This is a genomic window from Pseudomonas sp. ATCC 43928, from assembly GCF_005938665.2.
In the GTDB taxonomy this organism is placed as follows: Bacteria; Pseudomonadota; Gammaproteobacteria; order Pseudomonadales; family Pseudomonadaceae; genus Aquipseudomonas.
This window is the reverse complement of the sequence record NZ_CP041753.1, coordinates 2,570,345-2,588,773: the sequence shown is the minus strand read 5'-3', so window position 1 is coordinate 2,588,773 and position 18,429 is coordinate 2,570,345. Positions and strand designations below refer to the sequence as shown.

The 18,429-nt window shown below is 61.2% G+C and carries 15 protein-coding genes; 5 read left to right on the top strand and 10 right to left on the bottom strand.

The features are described from left to right. Positions 1-8 precede the first annotated feature (8 nt). The 8 genes from FFH90_RS11910 to iolC all read right to left on the bottom strand — a co-directional run bounded on the left by FFH90_RS11910 (position 9) and on the right by iolC (position 10,114). Complete coding sequence (locus tag FFH90_RS11910; protein WP_007939382.1) at positions 9-869, bottom strand: sugar phosphate isomerase/epimerase family protein; 861 nt, start codon at positions 867-869, stop codon at positions 9-11. Between the two features lie 143 nt (positions 870-1,012). Next, a complete protein-coding gene (locus FFH90_RS11905) occupies positions 1,013-2,038 on the bottom strand; it encodes a Gfo/Idh/MocA family protein (protein ID WP_018928028.1) in 1,026 nt (341 codons plus the stop codon). 31 nt (positions 2,039-2,069) lie between these two features. Then, a complete protein-coding gene (gene iolD / locus FFH90_RS11900; protein ID WP_138867229.1) occupies positions 2,070-4,001 on the bottom strand; it encodes a 3D-(3,5/4)-trihydroxycyclohexane-1,2-dione acylhydrolase (decyclizing) in 1,932 nt (643 codons plus the stop codon). A 31-nt stretch (positions 4,002-4,032) separates the two neighbouring features. Beyond that, entirely contained in the window at positions 4,033-4,854 is an 822-nt protein-coding gene (locus FFH90_RS11895) for a TIM barrel protein (RefSeq protein WP_086945492.1), read from the bottom strand. A 26-nt stretch (positions 4,855-4,880) separates the two neighbouring features. Beyond that, positions 4,881-6,383 carry a CoA-acylating methylmalonate-semialdehyde dehydrogenase gene (locus FFH90_RS11890; protein ID WP_064617027.1) on the bottom strand — a complete coding sequence of 501 codons (1,503 nt, stop codon included), beginning with the start codon at positions 6,381-6,383 and terminating at the stop codon, positions 4,881-4,883. Between the two features lie 30 nt (positions 6,384-6,413). Then, positions 6,414-7,223: a 5-deoxy-glucuronate isomerase gene (gene iolB / locus FFH90_RS11885; RefSeq protein ID WP_138867228.1), complete on the bottom strand. Its 810-nt coding sequence runs from the start codon at positions 7,221-7,223 to the stop codon at positions 6,414-6,416. Then, positions 7,220-8,113, bottom strand: a complete 894-nt coding sequence (gene iolE, locus FFH90_RS11880; RefSeq protein WP_019649283.1) for a myo-inosose-2 dehydratase — start codon at positions 8,111-8,113, stop codon at positions 7,220-7,222. The genes iolB and iolE overlap by 4 nt, the downstream gene beginning before the upstream one ends. 63 nt (positions 8,114-8,176) lie before the next feature. Continuing rightward, positions 8,177-10,114, bottom strand: a complete 1,938-nt coding sequence (gene iolC, locus FFH90_RS11875) for a 5-dehydro-2-deoxygluconokinase (RefSeq protein WP_138867227.1) — start codon at positions 10,112-10,114, stop codon at positions 8,177-8,179. A gap of 311 nt (positions 10,115-10,425) precedes the next feature. On the opposite strand from iolC, the gene FFH90_RS11870 reads away from it, so the two are divergent. Both FFH90_RS11870 and FFH90_RS11865 read left to right on the top strand, forming a co-directional pair. Next, on the top strand, positions 10,426-11,346 hold the full coding sequence (locus tag FFH90_RS11870) for a MurR/RpiR family transcriptional regulator (protein ID WP_138867226.1): 921 nt from the start codon (positions 10,426-10,428) through the stop codon (positions 11,344-11,346). Between the two features lie 109 nt (positions 11,347-11,455). Next, complete coding sequence (locus tag FFH90_RS11865; protein ID WP_018928035.1) at positions 11,456-12,067, top strand: glutathione S-transferase; 612 nt, start codon at positions 11,456-11,458, stop codon at positions 12,065-12,067. 93 nt (positions 12,068-12,160) lie between these two features. Here FFH90_RS11865 and FFH90_RS11860 read toward each other — a convergent pair whose 3' ends face one another. Together FFH90_RS11860 and FFH90_RS11855 are read right to left on the bottom strand one after the other, a co-directional pair. Next, positions 12,161-13,402 carry a M20/M25/M40 family metallo-hydrolase gene (locus FFH90_RS11860; RefSeq protein ID WP_138867225.1) on the bottom strand — a complete coding sequence of 414 codons (1,242 nt, stop codon included), beginning with the start codon at positions 13,400-13,402 and terminating at the stop codon, positions 12,161-12,163. 135 nt (positions 13,403-13,537) lie between these two features. Further along, entirely contained in the window at positions 13,538-14,611 is a 1,074-nt protein-coding gene (locus tag FFH90_RS11855; protein WP_138867224.1) for a diguanylate cyclase, read from the bottom strand. Between the two features lie 260 nt (positions 14,612-14,871). On the opposite strand from FFH90_RS11855, the gene FFH90_RS11850 reads away from it, so the two are divergent. From FFH90_RS11850 to glcE, 3 genes are all read left to right on the top strand, one after another. Next, a complete protein-coding gene (locus FFH90_RS11850; RefSeq protein WP_111453820.1) occupies positions 14,872-15,816 on the top strand; it encodes an alpha/beta fold hydrolase in 945 nt (314 codons plus the stop codon). Positions 15,817-15,880: 64 nt separating this feature from the next. Beyond that, positions 15,881-17,380, top strand: a complete 1,500-nt coding sequence (gene glcD, locus FFH90_RS11845; RefSeq protein ID WP_138867223.1) for a glycolate oxidase subunit GlcD — start codon at positions 15,881-15,883, stop codon at positions 17,378-17,380. Beyond that, a complete protein-coding gene (glcE, locus tag FFH90_RS11840; RefSeq protein WP_138867222.1) occupies positions 17,380-18,429 on the top strand; it encodes a glycolate oxidase subunit GlcE in 1,050 nt (349 codons plus the stop codon). Before glcD ends, glcE begins: the two co-directional genes overlap by 1 nt.

Here is an 18,429-nt window from a genome sequence, read left to right as displayed (position 1 = left end):
TGCCGCGGTTATTGGCAGAGTTCGCGGGTCACGCGTTCGAGCATCATTCGGTTGGACTCGTCCGGCCGGTCTTCCCAGGCGAATACCGAGACGGTGGCGATGCCATCGAACTTGATCTCGCGCAAGGTGCCGAAAAACGCTTCCCAGTCGACCTCGCCCTGGCCGATGTCCAGGTGCTGGTGCACTGTGGCGGTGACGCCCGGCGGGTTGACGATATAGCGCAAGCCCGAAGAAGCCTTGTGGTTGTAGGTGTCGGCGATGATCAAGTGACTCAGCTTCGAGCCGGCGTACTTGAGCATCGAGGCGATGTCACCCACGCCATCGTCATAGAAAAACGTGTGCGGCGCGGCGTAGAGGTAGTTGATCCAGTCGCGGTCCAGACCGCGAATGATGTCCACCGACTCGTTGTTGCGCTCGCAGAAATCATAAGGATGGGCCTGGATATCGAGCTTGATGCCTTCGCGTTCGAACTCGGGGATCAGTTCGTCCATGGAACGCATGAACTGGTTCTCGCAGACCAACGGGTTGTCCGACTGGCCGGTGAACTCGGTGTTGACCAGTTCGCAGTCCATCTCCACGGCAATCTGGATCGCCCGCTTCCAGTTGCGCACGGCGGCCACGCGCAAACCTTCATCGGCGGCGGCCCAGTGGTACATGGGTAATAAAGAAGAGAGTTTGACCCCGGTGTCGCTCAGGGCTTTGCGAAATTCCTTGATCCGCGCCTTGTCGACTCGCGGGGCTTTATAGAACGGCAGGAAATCTTCTCGGGGCGACAGCTCGATGTGTTCGTAACCGAGCTCGGCGACCTTGTCGACCATCTTGCCCAGGGACAGGTTGCGGTACATGTAGGGGTCTAGTGCGATGCGCATGTTTTTTTGTTCTCCTTAACCAGAAATCGACACCATCCCCTGTAAGAGCGAGGCTTGCCCGCGAAGACGGACCTTCAGCCGACATCAATGTTGAATGTGTCGACGTCTTCGCGGGCAAGCCTCGCTCCTACAGGGGTCAGTGGTTAACCGTAGAAGCGTGGGCGATCAGGGAGTGCGACTTTGACGATCTGGCCGCTGTTCTGCGCCTCGATGCAAGCATCCGCAGCGACGGCGGCGGCGAAACCGTCCCACGCCGATGGCCCACCGACCTGCCCGGCGCGCACGCCATCGATGAACGCCTGCAACTCGACGTCGTACGCGGCGATGAACCGATCCTTCCAGTCCATCAGAATCGCATTGGACAGTTTCGCTCCGCTGCGCAGTTGAACCTGCGACGGCTCCGGCAGTTTGGCGATGCCCGTTTCCCCTACCACTTCGCACTGGATGTCGTAGCCGTACTGACAGTTGACGAACACTTCCACGTCGATGCGCGTGCCCTTGGCGGTTTCCAGCAACACGATCTGCGGGTCTTTCAAATGGGCGTGGGCCTTACTGGTCTTGCGCGGGAACACCACTTGCACCGACACATAATCGTCGTCGAGCAACCAGCGCAACACGTCCAGCTCATGGATCAGCGTGTCGGTGATCGCCATGTCGGTCTTGTAGTTTTCACCTACGGTCGGATTGCGGTGTGCGCAGTGCAGCATCAGCGGCTCGCCGATCTGGCCACTGTCGATCACCGATTTCAATGCCCGATAACCTTCATCGTACGGGCGCATGAAACCAACCTGCACCAGTCGCTTGCCGTGGGCCACTTCGGCCTCGACGATCTTGCGGCAGCCTTCGGCGGTGACCGCCAGCGGTTTCTCGCAGAACACCGGTTTGCCCGCCGCAATGGCCGCCAGCACGAACTCTTCGTGGCTCGGGCCCCAGGAGGTGACGAGGATTGCGTCGACGTCCGGTGCCTTGATCAACGCGTGGCCATCGGGATAGACCTCGGCGGTCAGCTTCAGATCGGAGACGACCTTGGCCGCTTGCTGCAAATTGATGTCGGTGACCGCGACAACCTGACTGTTGAGCAAGGTCTGGCTGCAACGACGGATATGGTCCTGGCCGATGGCCCCGGTGCCGATGACGCCGATACGCAACGAATTGGAAAGCGAAGACATATAAACACTCCTGTTGTTCGTTTCAGGGCAATCAGTATTGACGGGCCTTGGCCAATCGTTCGTTGAGGGTCTTGGCCACTGCGTCAGTGCGCGCGCTGGTGGAGACTTGCGCCACGCCGACCCGCCACCACGACAGGTATTTGTGAATCATGGTTTTGGGCAGGACCTTGATGTCGATCAGCGTCGACACCGTCTGCAACCGCGCATCCGCCAACGCGGCTCGCAGATCTTCAACCGTGTTCACCTTGTAGGTCTTGCAGCCGTAAGCCGCCGCGCTCATGGCGAAATCCACCGGCACGAAACCGCCATCGAGCTTGCCGGTTTCAGGATTGCGGAAACGGAACTCGGTGCCGAAGCTGTCCATGCCGTGTTCCATTTGCAGGTTGTTGATGCAGCCGAAGGTCATGTTGTCCAGCAACACCACGTTGATCTTGCGGCGCTCCTGGATCGAGGTTGCCAGCTCCGAGTGCAGCATCATGTAGGAGCCGTCGCCCACCAGCGCATAGACCTCGCGCTCAGGCTCGGCGAGCTTCACCCCCAGTGCCGCGTTCACCTCGTAACCCATGCACGAATAACCGTACTCGACGTGGTAGGTGTTCACACCCTTGCTGCGCCAACTGCGCTGCAAGTCGCCGGGCAGGCTGCCGGCGGCGGCGACGATCACCGCGTCATCGGCCAGGGTTTCATTGAGCACACCGAGCACCCGGCTCTGGGTCAGGCAGGAACCGGTCAGCTCGATGAATTCGCGCAGCACCGCCGGGTCCAGGTGGTCGTTGATTTCCGGCACGAAGTTTTGCGTCTGGTACTCGACCTGATAGATGCGGTCGACTTCCTCGTCCAGCTGCGCCCGGGCCTGTCGGGGTTGATCGCCCCAGCCGGAGCGATAGTCGCCCAACACAGCGGCCAAGGCGTTCAAGCCGGTTCTGGCGTCCGCCAGCAGTTGCACGCCATCGAGTTTCAGGGCGTCGCAAGGGCTGATGTTGAGGTTGAGAAATTGCACGTCCGGGTGTTTGAACAAGGATTTCGACGCGGTGGTGAAATCGCTGTAGCGGGTGCCGATGCCGATGATCAAATCTGCGTCCCTGGCCAACAGGTTCGCCGCCAGGCAACCGGTTTCGCCGATCCCGCCGACGTTCAGCGGATGGCTCGACACCACCGCGCTCTTGCCGGCCTGGGTTTCGGCGAAAGGAATATCGAAGCGCTCGGCAAAGGCCTGCAACGCTGCATTGGCACCGGAATACTTGACCCCACCGCCGCAGATGATCAGCGGTTTGCGCTTGCCGTTGAACAACGCCACGGCATCGCCAAGCATCGCTTCGGTGGCCGGACGGCGCTCGATGCGATGCACGCGTTTTTGCAGGAAGTAATCGGGATAGTCGTACGCCTCGGCCTGCACATCTTGCGGCAAGGCCAGGGTCACGGCGCCGGTTTCGGCGGGGTCGGTGAGCACGCGCATGGCGTGGATCGCCGCAGTCATCAGTTGCTCGGGACGGTTGATCCGGTCCCAGTATTTGCTCACGGCCTTGAACGCATCGTTGGTGCTGATGCTCAGGTCGTGGAACTGCTCGATCTGTTGCAACACCGGGTCTGGTTGGCGGCAGGCGTAGACGTCGCCGGGCAACAGCAGCAAGGGAATACGGTTGGCGGTGGCCGTCGCGGCAGCAGTCAGCATGTTCGCCGCGCCCGGGCCCACCGATGAAGAGCAGGCGTAGATCTTGCGCCGCAGGTGTTGCTTGGCAAAACCAATGGCCGCGTGGGCCATGCCTTGCTCGTTGCGGCCCTGATGGACGATCAGGTCGCCGCTGTCCTGTTCCAGGGCTTGCCCCAGACCCAGCACATTGCCGTGGCCAAAAATGGTAAAGATCCCGGCGACGAATTTGCTCTGGACCCCATCGACCTCGATGTACTGGTTATCGAGGAATTTCACCAGGGCCTGGGCCATGGTCAGTCTTGTTGTGGTCATGCTTGCACCTTTTCCGTATGCAAATCCGATGTCAGCTCAGGGATTTCTGCAGGTGATCCATACTCGCGCCGATCGCCGTCTGGATATCCGCCAGGTCATGGACGCTGTCGGCAAACGGTTCGAACGACAGGTAGCCGCTATAGCCGCTACTGAGCAAGGTGTCGATCTGCGCCGCATTGCCGAGGATGTCGCCCTCGCCCACCAGCACCCGATGGCCGTCACGAATGGTCGCCAGTGGCGCCTCGGCATCTTCGACGCCGGAGATGTGCACCAACCCGGTCAGTTCAGGGAAGAATTCATGCTCGCTGGCCAGGTGATGGTGGAAGGTGTCATGCACCAGACGAAACACATCCAGCCCTCCGATGGCCTTGATCGCATCGACTGCCGTGCGTTTGCGCCGCAGCGAGCATTCTTCGAAACCCAGCGGTTCGATGAAGCCGAGAATGCCGTGATCGCGCAGGATCGGTGCCAGTTCACTCAACGCCGTGCGCAGGCCGGACGCACGCTGCGCTTCGGTTCGTGGATCGGCGCGGTCGTTCAATGGGCACATCACCAAGCCCCGTGCGCCACAGTCACGGGCATAAGCGGCAAGCTTCAGGGCGTGTGCGCGGCGCTCGTCATTCCAGACATCGAACGGATACAGCGCGTTGATCGACAGCACAGTGATGCCTTTGGCCGCGCACAGCTCACGGACGTGTTCGGGTGCGGTGCCATCCTCGATCTCGACGCCTTTGAGGTCGTTGCGAATCTCGATGGCGTCGGCCTTGAGGGTCACCGCCAACTCGATGAACGCCGGCAGGGACAAACGTGGGGCGACCATACGGTTCAAGGCGAAACGCAGGGGTTTGCTCATTTTTTGTTGTTCTCCGCACACGTGAATTATTTGGCTGTCGGCATGCTGAATTCAGGGCCCTTGGCGATGCTGTCGGGCCAACGCTGCATCACGCTTTTGTAGCGGCTGTAGAAGCGAATGCCTTCTTCGCCATAAGCGTGGTGATCACCGAACAGCGAGCGCTTCCAGCCGCCGAACGAGTGCCAGGCCATGGGCACCGGAATCGGTACGTTGATGCCGACCATGCCGACCTTGATGCTGCGGGCAAACGAGCGGGCAATGCCGCCGTCGCTGGTGAAACAGGACACGCCGTTGCCGAATTCATGGGCGTTGATCAGCGCCACGGCGCTGGCGAAGTCCGGCACGCGCACAATGCCCAGCACCGGTCCAAAGATCTCTTGCTGGTAGATGCTCATCTCGGTCGTGACCTTGTCGAACAGCGTGGCGCCGACGAAGAAGCCTTTCTCGGCGCCCGGCACCTTGAAGTTGCGCCCATCGACAATCAGCTGCGCGCCCTGGGCCACGCCTTCGCCGATAAAACCCTCGACCTTGGCCTTGTGTTCGGCGGTCACTAGCGGCCCCATGTCGCTGTCGCCCTGCATACCGTTGCCGACCTTCAGTTGATCGATGCGCGGCAGCAGTTTGGCAATCAACTGGTCACCGACATCACCCACGGCCACGGCAATCGAAATCGCCATGCAACGCTCACCGGCCGAGCCGTACGCCGCGCCGATCAGCGCGTCCGCCGCCTGGTCCAGATCGGCATCGGGCATGACGATCATGTGGTTCTTCGCCCCGCCCAGCGCTTGTACACGCTTGCCGCGCGAGGTGGCTTGCTGGTGGATGTACTCGGCAATCGGCGTCGAGCCGACAAAGGAAATCGCCTCGATGTCCGGGTGTTGCAGCAAGGCATCGACCGCCGCCTTGTCGCCCTGGACCACGTTGAACACACCGTCCGGCAACCCGGCTTCGGTGAGCAAGCGAGCCATCAACAAACTGGCGGATGGATCACGTTCAGACGGTTTAAGGATGAAGCAGTTGCCGGTGACCAGCGCCAACGGGATCATCCAAAGCGGCACCATCACCGGGAAGTTGAACGGCGTAACGCCGGCGCAGACGCCCAATGGCTGGCGCAGGTTCCAGTTGTCGATGCCACCGCCGATGTTGTCGCTGAAATCGGTTTTCAGCAGGTTCGGCGCACCGCAGGCGTATTCGACGATTTCGATGCCACGGGTCACTTCGCCCTTGGCGTCGGAGAACACCTTGCCGTGTTCGCGGCTGATGATTTCGGCCAGTTCGTTGTGATGGCGGTCGAGCAATTCCTTGAACTTGAACATCACCCGCGAACGGCGCAGGGACGATTGCTCGGACCAGGCCGGGAACGCCTTCATGGCCGAAGCGACGGCCTCGTCCACGGTCTTCTGGCTGGCCAGCCCGACCCGCGCCTGAACGCTGCCGGTGGCCGGATTGAAGACATTGCTGAACCGCTCGCTACCGCTGTCCTGCACCTGACCGTCGATGTAATGACCTATGACCGGGGCGTCGCTCATTGTTCTTGTTCTCCCTTTGAATGTTGGAATTTAGAGATCCAGTAGCCAGCTGTGCTGCGGATCGTTATGGAACTGCCAGACGCGTTTCGGGCCGGCCATCACGTTCAGGTAATACGACTCATAGCCGTAGGGCACGCTGACCGGGTGATAACCCTTGGGCACCACCACCAGGTCGCTGTTTTCCACCGCCATGGCCTGATCGATACTGCGATCGTCGGTGTAGACCCGCTGGAACACGAAGCCCTGGGGCGGGTTGATCTGGTGGTAATAGGTTTCTTCGAGAAAGCTCTGGTGCGGCAGATCGTCGGTGTCGTGCTTATGCGGCGGGTAGCTCGACGAGTGACCGGACGGCGTACGCACTTCCACCACCAGCAGCGAATGGGCGGGCTCGGTGTCCGGCAAAATGTCGCAGACATAACGGGTGTTGGCGCCCTTGCCGCGCACGCTGCGTTTCATGCTGTCGGGCTTGATCAGTCGTGGGCCGAGGTTTTCGGCGGTGGAACCGGGCGCCGCGCACACGGCGATTTGCACGTCGCTCAACGCCACCACTTGGGCCTGGCTGCCGGGTGGCAAATACACGGCGAACGGTGATTTGTCTTCGAACACCGACTGACGATCGCCGATGTTGTCCCAGTCGAACGCGCCCTGCCCCGGTGCTTCACCCTTGATGCCGACCCGACCGCTGAGCAGCACCAGGCACAATTCCTTGTCGCCCGCGCTGACCGGTAGGGTTTCGCCAAGACTCAGGCGGTAAGCGGCAAAACCGACGTATTCCAGCTCTCCCTGCCCCAACTCGACCATGGTCCGGCCACGGGCATTGCTTTTGACCAGCAGGCTCATCGCGCGGTCCTCTCGTCGAGCAAGGCACGCAAGGTGTCGTAGCCTTTTTTCGCGTAGACGTAACTTGGTGCCACCGCCGGATCCTGCTCGGCTTCCACCACCAGCCAGCCGTGGTAGTCGGCGCCCAGCAGCACGTCGAGCAAGGCGCCGAAGTCGATGTCGCCATCGCCGGGCACGGTGAAGGTGCCGTTGATGATGCAGTCCGGGAAGCTCCACAGGTTGTTGCGCGCCAGTTGCACCACCGGTTTGCGCACGTCCTTGAAATGCACGTGGCAAACCCGTTCGATGTGTTTGCGTAGCACCTGCAACGGCTCGCCGCCGCCCATGTAGCAGTGGCCCGAATCGAACAGCAGTCCGACTTCGCTGCCGGTCAACGCCATCAGTTTGTCGATGTCGGCCGGGGATTCGACGTAGGCCCCCATGTGATGGTGATAGGCCAGACGCACGCCCTGGGACAGGGTGAAGCGCGCCAGTTCGGTGAGTTTGTCGGCATATTCTTGCCAGGCCTGCTCGGTGTGGAAACGTGGGCGCTCGACCAGTGGAATGCGCTGGCCTTGAATGGAGTCGGCGACTTCGCCATAGACCAGCACCTTGGCGCCGTTCTTCGCCAGCAGCTCGACATGGCTGCCGATGGCGTCGATTTCCTCGGCCACGGAACGGCGGGCCAGACGGCTGGAATACCAACCGGACACCAGCGCCAGGTCGTAAGGCCGCAGCACATCGCCGACGCCCTTGGCGTCCTTGGGGAACTTGCCGTTGAGTTCGAAGCCTTCGTAGCCGATGTCCTTGCCTTCACTGAGGGCGGTGCTCAACGGCGTCTCGCCACCGAGGGACGGCAGGTCGTCGTTGCTCCAGGAGATCGGGTTGATGCCAATTCGGATAGCGGGCATGGCTGCACCTTTTATTGTTTTCTAAATTACCGTTGAGTCTGAGGCCGCCTTCGCGGTGTGACGTCAAGCGCGGGCCGTGCGCCAGGCATCGATCAGTTCGACGAAGGTGCCCTGCACCTGGCGAATCAGTGCCTCGTCGTCGATTTCACCGGCCAGCCACGCGCGGCTCGGTTCCTGGAAGATCGTCCGACCCACGGCGAAACCACGGCAGGTCTGGCTCTGGCTGGCCTGTTGGAACCCTTCGGCCAAGGTCGCCGCCGGGGCATTCAGGCCCAGCAGCACCACGCCACGGCAATACGGGTCGCGTTCCTGGATCAGCTCGTCGAGTTGTTTCCACTCCTCGGCGCTTTGCGCTTCGATCTTCCACCACGCCGGGTAGATGCCCAGGTTGTAGAGGCGTTTGAGAGCGCGATAGAGCACGTCTGGATGCGGTGATGGGTGATCCTTGGGCGGAATGATCTCCAGCAGCAATTCATGCCCGCTGACCTGCGAGGCCTGGTACAGGCCCTTGATCTGCGCCTCCTGCTCCAGACGCAGCAGAGGCTCGTCGTCGGGATGGAATTGCACCAGGCATTTGATGATCTGTTCTTGCGGCCAGGCGATCAGGTTGCTGCCGATCGAGCGCCCGTGTTCGAACGCCAATGGCCGCGAACCCTGCACTTCCACTGGCCGCGCCACCCACCAGCCACGACCGGTGGCGGCGTTCAGCGAGTCCTGACCGAAACGTTGATCGGCCAGCAAGCCGACATCGGCGTCGACGCCCTGCTCACGCAAATCCGCCTCGACCCGTTCCACGGCTTTGATAAAGAGTTGTTTGAGTTCGCAGATGGCGCTCAGGTCGCGCCCGCCCTTGTGGGCCAGCTCCACCAGTTGCCCGCGATGATCGAAGGCAAAGATGAACAGTTGCTTCCACTGTTTGCGCGGCACGCTGACCTGATGCAGACGCTGCAATGTCACGTCCTGATCCGGCCGGGTGATCGGCACCGGGCTGTTGAACAGGTAATCGAGTTCGGCGCGGGTCGGCATCGCCGGGGCGCAGGCATGGCGCGACACCACCAGACCGCCGCAGGCATTGGCCAACTGGCAGCAGCGCTCGTCGCTGGCGTCCTCCAGCCAGCCACTGAGGAAACCCGACATGAAGGCATCGCCGGCCCCCAGCACATTCAGCACTTCGACGCGCACACCGGGATAGATCGCGCCGTCTTCGAGACGCGCCGGGATCGCCCCGTGAATCACCGTGCAACCTTGCGGGCCGAGCTTGACCACCAGGGTTGCCGCGCTCAGGCGCCGGACATTGCGCAGCGCGGTGAGCAGATCCTCGGAGCCGCCGGCGATCAGGAATTCTTCTTCAGTACCGACGATCAGGTCGAAACGCGGGAGGATTTTCTGCACGTGCTGGCTGACGTTCTGGTCGGCGACGAAACGGGTTTCGCCGTCCGCCTTGCCGGCCAGGCCCCAGAGCACCGGGCGGTAGTCGATGTCCAGGACCCGCCTGACGTTGTGCTTTTCGGCGTAGTCCAGCGCCTGAATGCTCGCCTTGTAGACACCGTCGGTGGAGAAATGGGTGCCGGTGATCAGCAGGGCTTTGCTGGAAGCGATAAAGGCTTCGCTGATGTCTTCGGCGCGCAACGCCATGTCGGCGCAGTTTTCGCGGTAGAACACCAGGGGAAAGGTTTCGCGATCCTTGAGGCCCAGCAGGACCATGGCGGTCAGGCGTTCCGGATCGACCTTGATGCCGCTGACGTCGCAGCCTTCACGGACCAGGGATTCAACGAGGAAACGGCCCATGTGGTCGTCCCCTACCCGGCTCAACATCGCCGACTTCAGCCCCAGTCGCGCGGTGCCGAAGGCAATGTTGGCGGACGAACCGCCCAGGTACTTGGCGAAGCTGCTCACATCCTCCAGCCGCGCCCCGACTTGTTGCGCATAAAGATCGACGCCAAGGCGTCCGAGGCAAATCAGATCCAATTGACGCCCACTGGCAAAACGAGTCTGGCCCATGCTGGCTCCTGTTATTTTTATCAGCCTGCGTCCGGGGCGATGAAGGCGCCGAACACTCTTGGTGGATGCAGACTAAAACGACCGGGGCCGAACAATCAATATTTATTCTATATATTTTTTACGTGGAATATTTTTTCCAATAAACTTTGATACAAGCGTTCCAGACACCGTGCATCGTTTCAGCAGGCCCCAGGCCGATTGCAAGCTCAAGATTTTATTCCGGCCTACCCTGTAGACTGCGCATAGCCAACCTATTGTCAGGGGATGACGAGAACCGTCATCCCTATAAGAACAAGCCAGAAGGATTTCTTATGTCCCGCACCGATCAGCCGGCTACGACCGAGAGCTCGCCCGACAGCGATCTCGCCAGCCCTCCGATCAATGCCGAGCGTCTGTTGCAGCTGATCACCGAGGAGTACGAAAGTCTACCGCGCCAGCTCAAACGCATCGCCAGTTACATGAGCCAGCAGAGCGACCGGATCATGGTCGACCGCATCAGCGACATCGCCCGCGAATGCGAAGTGCACCCGTCGGCCATCGTGCGCTTTTCCCAGCGCTTCGGCTTCAGCGGGTTCAGTGAAATGCAGGCGCTGTTTCGCGAGGCCTACACCCACAAGACCACGCCGGTGCAGAACTACCAGCAACGCATCCGCAGCATGATCGCCAACAAGTCACAGAAGGCCAACGGCGGCGACCTGGCGCGCGAATGCATCAACGCCACCCTGTCAGGCATCGAGCGATTGGGGCTGGAACTCGATGACCAGGCTTTCGACAAGGCCGTGGACCTGGTGGTGAATGCCGACAACATCTACGTGGTCGGGGTGCGCCGCTCGTTCGCGGTGGCCGATTACCTGGTCTACAACTTGCAACACACCAACAAGCGCATCCACCTGGTGTCGGGCCTTGGCGGCAGTTACCGCGAGCAGATGCGCAGCGTGCGCGCCAACGACCTGGTGATCGCCATCAGCTTCACGCCCTATGGCAAGGAAACCCAGCACTGCCTGCGCATCGCCCAGCACCATCAGGCGAAAACCCTGATCATCACCGACAGCAACCTCTCGCCATTGGCCAAGCGCGCCAACACCGTGCTGCTGGTCAACGAGGGCAGCTCGTTTGCCTTCCGTTCATTGAGTGCCACCTTGTGCCTGTGCCAGGCGCTGTTCATCGCCGTGGCTTATCGACTGGAATTGAAGGTCGATGAGATTCATGAGCAGGCAGGCTTTGAGGATTAGCCTTCGAGGATGAACAATAGGCCTGAGGATCAGCGCGAAATCGTTTGCACGTCGCTGAACCTCGGCTAAGGTTGTCCATCCCCAAGGACCGTCTGTAAGGAGAAACTCAATGAAACTGATCGGCATGCTGGATTCGCCCTACGTGCGGCGCGTCGCCATTTCCGCCAAATGCTTGGGCATCCCGCTGGAACACGCGTCGGTTTCGGTGTTCAGGCACTTCGAGCAGTTCCAGCAGATCAACCCGGTGGTGAAGGCGCCGACGCTGGTGCTGGATGACGGTGAGGTGTTGATGGATTCAACGCTGATCATCGATTACCTCGAAGCCCTGGCCGCTCCGGGTAAAAGCCTGATATCCGACAATCCGGCTCAACGCTTGCGCTCGCTGCGGCTGATCGGCCTGGCATTGGCGGCGTGCGAGAAGTCGGTACAGCTTTACTACGAACGCAACCTGCGGCCAGCGGAGATTCAGTACGCGCCTTGGGTGAAACGGGTCGAAGGACAATTGGCGGCAGCGTATTCGGCGCTGGAGCGGGAGCTGGAAAAGCAGCCGCTGAAGACCGATGGCTCGATTGCTCAGGATGGGATTAGCCTGGCGGTGGCCTGGAGTTTTACCAACCTGGTGGTGCCGGATCAGGTGGATGCTGCGCAGTTTCCACTGATCAACGCGTTCACGGCGTATGCCGAAGGGCTTGAGGTGTTTATCGATACACCGATCGAGTAGGCAATACGCAGTAAGCCCAAACACTGAAAATCCCTGTGGGAGCGGGTTCCGCATTGGGCAATGCTCACCACAGGGGCCTGACGATCTGGCTGATTACCGCTTGGCCAATTCCATAATCATCCGCGACAGCAAATAAATCCGCGGCGCCACGCTTTCGACCTCGGCGTACTCCTCAGGCGTATGGATATTGCCGCCGACAATCCCGAACCCGTCCAGCGTCGGCGTACCAACACCCGCGGACAAACTCGCATCTGCCGCCCCGCCGCTGCCTTCTTCCGTCAACTTGCGGCCAATTTCGCCGTAAATCCCTTGGGCCATGGCCATCAAGCGATCCGATTCCGCCGTTTGCGGCATCGGTGGCAAGCCGCGCTTGAGGCTGGTGGTGACTTGCGTATCAGCAATCAGTTTGTCCTTCGACACCCGCGCCAGGTCCTTTTCGATCCGGTCGAATTCCTCCGGCACCGCCGCCCGCACATCAGCCTTGGCCGTAGCCTGATCCGGAATCACGTTGGTGCGGTCGCCGGCCTTGAGCACGGTGAAGTTGATGGTGGTTTTCTTCTCTTCATCGCCCAGTTTGCCGAGTTGCAAAATCTGGTGCGCGGCTTCCATGGCAGCGTTACGCCCCAATTCCGGGGCAACGCCCGCATGCGCAGCCTTGCCTTTGACCTCGACCACGGCAGTGGCGCTGCCTTTGCGCCAGACCACCAGGCCATCGGCCGGGCGGCCCGGTTCGAGGTTGAGGGTCACATCGTGGGCCTTGGCGGTTTTCTTGATCAGGTCGGTGGCGACGTCCGAGCCGGTTTCTTCACTGGCATCGAGCAGGAAGGTGATCTGCGCGTAGTCCTTGAAGTCGAGGTTCTTGAGGATTTTCAGCGCGTAGATCCCGGCGACGATGCCGCCCTTGTCGTCCATCACGCCCGGCCCATAGGCGCGGCCGTCCTTGATGTGGAACGGACGCTCGGCGGCGGAGCCTTCCTTGAACACAGTGTCCATGTGCGCCATCAGCAGGATCTTCGCCTTGCCGGTGCCTTTGAGGGTAGCCAGCACATGGTTGCTCTCGTCCGGGGTGTTGGGCACCAGTTCGATGGTGGCACCCAGTTTTTTCAACTCTTCGATGGCGATGTCGCTCACCTGGGTCAGGCCCGGTTCATAGCCGGAGCCGGAGTCGATGTTCACCAGCCGTTCCAGCAGTTTCAGGGCTTCAGCCTTGTACTGTTCAGCATCGGCGAGGACTTGTTTGTGGGGTTCGGCGAAGGCTGCGGGGGTGAAGGTGCCGAGGGCGAGGGTCAGGCCAAGACTGGTGGCCAGGAAGGAACGCGGGAGCTTGAACGTCATGAATCGATCCTTGTTTCGTGTCGGGGGTCTTTAGACCCTACCTGACTACGACGCAAGGCTCTACACCGGATGCGACACATACAAACCTGCATGACCACACATTCCCTGTGGGAGCGGGCTTGTGTGGTTATTGGGTTACACAGAATCCAGCAACTCTTTACGCGGCTTGCCGTCGCCATGGCAAATGACGCGGTTACGGCCGGTGCTCTTGGCTTCGTAGAGCGCCTGGTCGGCGTCGTTGAGCCACAGGGTCGCTTCGTCGTGGGCCGGGTTGAAGGCCGCCAGGCCGATGCTCAAGCTGACCTTCAGCGCCGGGTTCTGCTCGTAACCCAACGTGGCGAAACGAGCACGCAGCGCATCCATCGCCACGGCGGCACGCTCCAGCGGCAGGTCCGGCAGCAGCACGCAGAATTCGTCGCCACCATAGCGCCCGGCGACATCGGCTGCCCGCAGGTTCTGCTTGAGAATTTTGCTCAGCTGACGCAAGACGATGTCCCCGGCGACATGGCCGTAGGTGTCGTTGATGGTCTTGAAATGGTCGATGTCGATCAACGCAATCGCCCCACCCTTCTGCTGGCGCCGGCAACGCTGAAACTCGATTTCCAGCTGGTCTTTCCAGGCGCCGTGATTCAGCAAGCCAGTCAGGCTGTCGGTGCGGCTCAGGGCCAGCAACTCGCGCTTGTGTCGGCCCAGAGTGTGGGCCTGACGGAAACAGACCCAGCCCAGGGACATCGGATAAATCGACAGTAAAGGTAAACAGGCGTATAGCTGAAATGGACTGGTTTGCGGGACAAAAGCCGGCATGAACACCAGCAGCCCGAGGCCGATCCCGAGGATCTGCGCGACGGCGCCCGCCAACAGAAAACGCACGCCACCGATGGCCACGTTGTGCATCGCCATCATCGACAGCGTAGCTGCGCTGGGCAGCGGATTGAACTGCATGGCGGCCACCCAGAAACCGCCGAGAAACGCGTCCACCAGAATGTTGCGGTGTTCGGCGTGATAAGGAATTTTCGCCCGACGCGCCCATTGATAGGCCACATGCGGCCAGATGACGCCGTTGAACAGCATCACCACCCAGACCCAGGGCGCGGGGTCGAGTGGATACATCCCTGCACCGACACACAATAGTCCAAGGGCCAGACCCAGGATGCGCGACCCATAAAGCCTCCTGGCCAATGAAAGTCCCTTTCCTCCCTTTTTTTCCATAGAGGCCTCTGTACTACTGAACCGAGCCTGACATCACATGGGTGAAAGTGATTGAAGTCTATCAGGGGAACGGCGAATAGCCATCACCGGATGACGGTCTGACAGCTGGTAGCTCCAATAGTGTGGCATCGCGATGAGGCGAGTGCCCAATGTTTGTCTATACATGAAGTAAGGGATCGATAAACCACGATAAACAGGAGGCCGCTGCAGAGGCTCCGCCAACCACCTTCCGTCCTGATCACTGCAAAAGGAATAGCCTGATGCTTTTGTTGGTTGTCGTTATCGCCGTTTTCGCGGCCTGGAGCTGGTTGAGCTACCCGGCCATCGGTTACTGGCTCTATGACTTGAACATGGCGCTGGAGGCCCGGCTGTATCGGTTGCACAAGCTTATCGTGCCGATCACCGAAATGACCGTCTCGACCTGGCAAGGCGGCCCCTACGAAGCCTCCAGCAACATACTGATGCTGCACGGCTACAGCGCCGACAAGAATATCTGGCTGCGCTTCGCCCGGCATTTTGTCAACGACTACCGGGTGATCATCCCCGACCTCGCCGGCCATGGCGAAACTGGTTTCAAGGCCGGCGGTGGCTACGACATTCCGGTCCAGGCCAAGCGGTTGATCCAGTTGCTCGATGTCTGCGGGGTCGAGAAGGTGCATGTGATCGGCAACTCCATGGGCGGCTACATCGCGGCATGGCTGGCGGCCAATTACCCCGAGCGTATCGTCTCCCTGGCGCTGCTCGACCCGGCTGGCGTCACTGCCCCGGAACCCAGCGACATGGAGCGCCACCTGGCTCGCGGCCATAACCCGTTCCTGATTCATTCCCGCGAAGAGTTTCAGCATTTCTACGCCATGACCATGGCTTCTCCGCCATGGGTACCGGGGATCGTGCTGGACGCCGTCGCCCAGCGCTATGAACAGCAGCGCGACGAACTGGAAGAAATCTTCAGGGACTTCCGGGCCAGCCCGCCGATGGAGCCAAAACTGCCCGATATCAAATGCCCGGCGCTGCTGCTGTGGGGGCGCAAGGACCGCTTGATCGACGTCAGCAGCGTGCCCGTCTGGAGCAAGGGCATCGCCGATCTGCGGGTGGAAATCTGGGACGGTGTCGGCCACATGCCGATGGTTGAGCAGCCGACCAAAACAGCACGCTTGTACCGGGAGTTTTTGCGGGCGCATCACATGACCCCCACCGCCTCATAGCAGCTGCTACGAGTTGGCAGATAATTCGGGGGGGATGCTCGGCGATTCATACGAGGCGCGATTGATGAACATTCTTTACGACGAACGCATCGACGGCGCCCTGCCCAATATCGACAAGGCCGTGTTGCTCAAGGCCTTGCAACAGGAGGTGCCGGACCTGGACATCCTCTGGCGCGAGGAAGAACTCAAGCCCTACGAATGCGACGGTCTCTCGGCCTATCGCACCACGCCGATGCTGGTGGCCCTGCCCCGGCATCTTGAACAGGTGCAGGCACTGCTCAAGCTCTGTCATGCCCGGAACGTGCCGGTGGTGGCGCGCGGAGCCGGCACCGGGTTGTCCGGCGGTGCGCTGCCGCTGGACAAAGGCGTGTTGCTGGTGATGGTGCGATTCAACAACATCTTGCACATCGACCCCGCCGCCCGCACCGCACGGGTCCAGCCAGGGGTGCGCAACCTGGCGATTTCCCAGGCAGCGGCGCCCTTCGGTTTGTATTACGCGCCGGACCCTTCCTCGCAAATCGCCTGTTCCATCGGCGGCAACGTCGCGGAAAACGCCGGTGGCGTGCATTGCCTCAAGTACGGCCTGACCGTGCACAACCTGCTGAAACTCGAAATCCTGACCCTTGAAGGCGAACACCTGACCCTCGGCGCCGACTCGCTGGACGCGCCGGGGTTTGACCTGCTGGCGCTGTTTACCGGCTCCGAAGGCTTGCTGGGGATCATCACCGAAGTCACGGTCAAACTGCTGCCCAAACCCCAGGTCGCCAAAGTCCTGCTGGCCAGTTTCGATTCCGTGGAAAAGGCCGGTCTCGCGGTGGCCGAGATCATCGCCGCCGGGATCATTCCCGGTGGCCTGGAGATGATGGACAACCTGGCGATCCGCGCCGCTGAAGACTTCATCCACGCCGGTTACCCAGTGGATGCCGAAGCGATCCTGCTGTGCGAACTGGACGGCGTCGAAGCCGATGTCCATGACGATTGCGAGCGAGTCCGCGAGGTGTTGCAACAGGCCGGCGCCAGCGAGGTGCGCCAGGCCCGGGACGAGGCCGAGCGCGTGCGGTTCTGGGCCGGGCGCAAAAACGCCTTCCCGGCCATCGGCCGCCTCTCGCCGGATTACTACTGCATGGACGGCACCATACCCCGCCGCGAACTGCCCGGCGTACTCAAGGGCATCGCCAACCTGGCGCAAGAATATGGCTTGCGGGTGGCCAACGTGTTCCACGCCGGCGACGGCAACATGCACCCGCTGATCCTGTTCGACGCCAACCAGCCCGGCGAACTGGAACGGGCCGAAGCCCTCGGCGGCAAGATCCTCGAACTGTGCGTGAAAGTCGGCGGCAGCATCACCGGTGAACACGGCGTGGGCCGGGAGAAAATCAATCAGATGTGCGCGCAGTTCAACAGTGACGAGCTAACGCTGTTTCACGCCGTGAAAGCCGCGTTCGATCCGCAGGGTTTGCTCAACCCCGGCAAGAACATCCCGACCCTGCACCGCTGCGCGGAGTTCGGTGCGATGCACATCCACGCCGGGCAATTGCCGTTCCCTGATCTGGAGCGTTTCTGATGGCAGATTTCGATGCCAGTGCAACCCTGCTCGAGCAGGTCAGGCAGGCGCGGGAAAATTCCACGCCGCTGCGCATTCAGGGAGGGAACACCAAGGCGTTTCTCGGCCGTGAAGTGGCCGGCGAAGTGCTCGACACCCGCGCCCACTGCGGCATCGTCAGCTATGACCCGACGGAACTGGTGATCAGCGTTCGCGCCGGCACACCGCTGAGCGAACTGTTTGCCGCGCTGGATGCCGCGGGGCAAATGTTGCCCTGCGAGCCGCCGTCGTTCGGCGAAGGCGCCACGGTCGGCGGGATGATCGCGGCGGGGCTGTCCGGGCCACGGCGCCCGTGGGCCGGCTCGGTGCGGGACTTTGTCCTCGGTACGCGGGTGATCAGCGGTCTGGGCACTCACCTGCGCTTTGGCGGCGAAGTGATGAAAAACGTCGCCGGTTATGACCTGTCGCGCCTGATGGTCGGCAGTTACGGCTGCCTCGGGGTGCTGACTGAAGTCTCGCTCAAAGTGCTGCCCAAACCCCGGCAATGCCTGAGCATCAGCCTGGACATCGACTGCGCCCGCGCCTTGGCCAATCTGGCGCAATGGGGCCAGCAACCGCTGCCCATCAGCGCCGCCAGCCACGACGGCCAGCGTTTGTACCTGCGCCTGGAAGGCGGCGAAGGCTCGGTCGCGGCGGCCCATCAACGGCTCGGTGGCGAACCGTTGGACTCGGCCTATTGGTCCGACCTGAACGAACAACGACTAGACTTTTTCAATGAAGGCCTGCCGTTGTGGCGCTTGTCATTGCCCAATAACCTCGGGCCACTGGACTTGCCCGGCGAGCAACTGATCGACTGGGGTGGCGCGCAACGCTGGTTGAAATCAGCAGCCGATAACATTCAATCACTGGCTCAGCAGCACGGCGGCCATGCCACCTGTTTCAGCCATGGCGTCACAGAAATGCCTTTCCAGGCCCTGGCCCCGGCGCTGCTGCGCTATCACCGGCAACTCAAGGCGCAACTGGACCCGCAAGGGTTGTTCAACCCCGGCCGGATGTACGCGGAGCTGTAA

What these genes read in the sequence shown, in the direction of transcription:
- FFH90_RS11865 (WP_018928035.1), top strand. Translation starts at nt 11,456, where the DNA reads ATGAAACTGATCGGCATGCTGGATTCGCCCTACGTGCGGCGCGTCGCC.
- FFH90_RS11870 (WP_138867226.1), top strand. Translation starts at nt 10,426, where the DNA reads ATGTCCCGCACCGATCAGCCGGCTACGACCGAGAGCTCGCCCGACAGC.
- FFH90_RS11890 (WP_064617027.1), bottom strand. Translation starts at nt 6,383, where the DNA reads ATGAGCGACGCCCCGGTCATAGGTCATTACATCGACGGTCAGGTGCAG.
- iolC (WP_138867227.1), bottom strand. Translation starts at nt 10,114, where the DNA reads ATGGGCCAGACTCGTTTTGCCAGTGGGCGTCAATTGGATCTGATTTGC.
- FFH90_RS11910 (WP_007939382.1), bottom strand. Translation starts at nt 869, where the DNA reads ATGCGCATCGCACTAGACCCCTACATGTACCGCAACCTGTCCCTGGGC.
- iolD (WP_138867229.1), bottom strand. Translation starts at nt 4,001, where the DNA reads ATGACCACAACAAGACTGACCATGGCCCAGGCCCTGGTGAAATTCCTC.
- FFH90_RS11850 (WP_111453820.1), top strand. Translation starts at nt 14,872, where the DNA reads ATGCTTTTGTTGGTTGTCGTTATCGCCGTTTTCGCGGCCTGGAGCTGG.
- iolE (WP_019649283.1), bottom strand. Translation starts at nt 8,113, where the DNA reads ATGCCCGCTATCCGAATTGGCATCAACCCGATCTCCTGGAGCAACGAC.
- glcE (WP_138867222.1), top strand. Translation starts at nt 17,380, where the DNA reads ATGGCAGATTTCGATGCCAGTGCAACCCTGCTCGAGCAGGTCAGGCAG.
- glcD (WP_138867223.1), top strand. Translation starts at nt 15,881, where the DNA reads ATGAACATTCTTTACGACGAACGCATCGACGGCGCCCTGCCCAATATC.
- FFH90_RS11860 (WP_138867225.1), bottom strand. Translation starts at nt 13,402, where the DNA reads ATGACGTTCAAGCTCCCGCGTTCCTTCCTGGCCACCAGTCTTGGCCTG.
- FFH90_RS11895 (WP_086945492.1), bottom strand. Translation starts at nt 4,854, where the DNA reads ATGAGCAAACCCCTGCGTTTCGCCTTGAACCGTATGGTCGCCCCACGT.
- FFH90_RS11905 (WP_018928028.1), bottom strand. Translation starts at nt 2,038, where the DNA reads ATGTCTTCGCTTTCCAATTCGTTGCGTATCGGCGTCATCGGCACCGGG.
- FFH90_RS11855 (WP_138867224.1), bottom strand. Translation starts at nt 14,611, where the DNA reads ATGGAAAAAAAGGGAGGAAAGGGACTTTCATTGGCCAGGAGGCTTTAT.
- iolB (WP_138867228.1), bottom strand. Translation starts at nt 7,223, where the DNA reads ATGAGCCTGCTGGTCAAAAGCAATGCCCGTGGCCGGACCATGGTCGAG.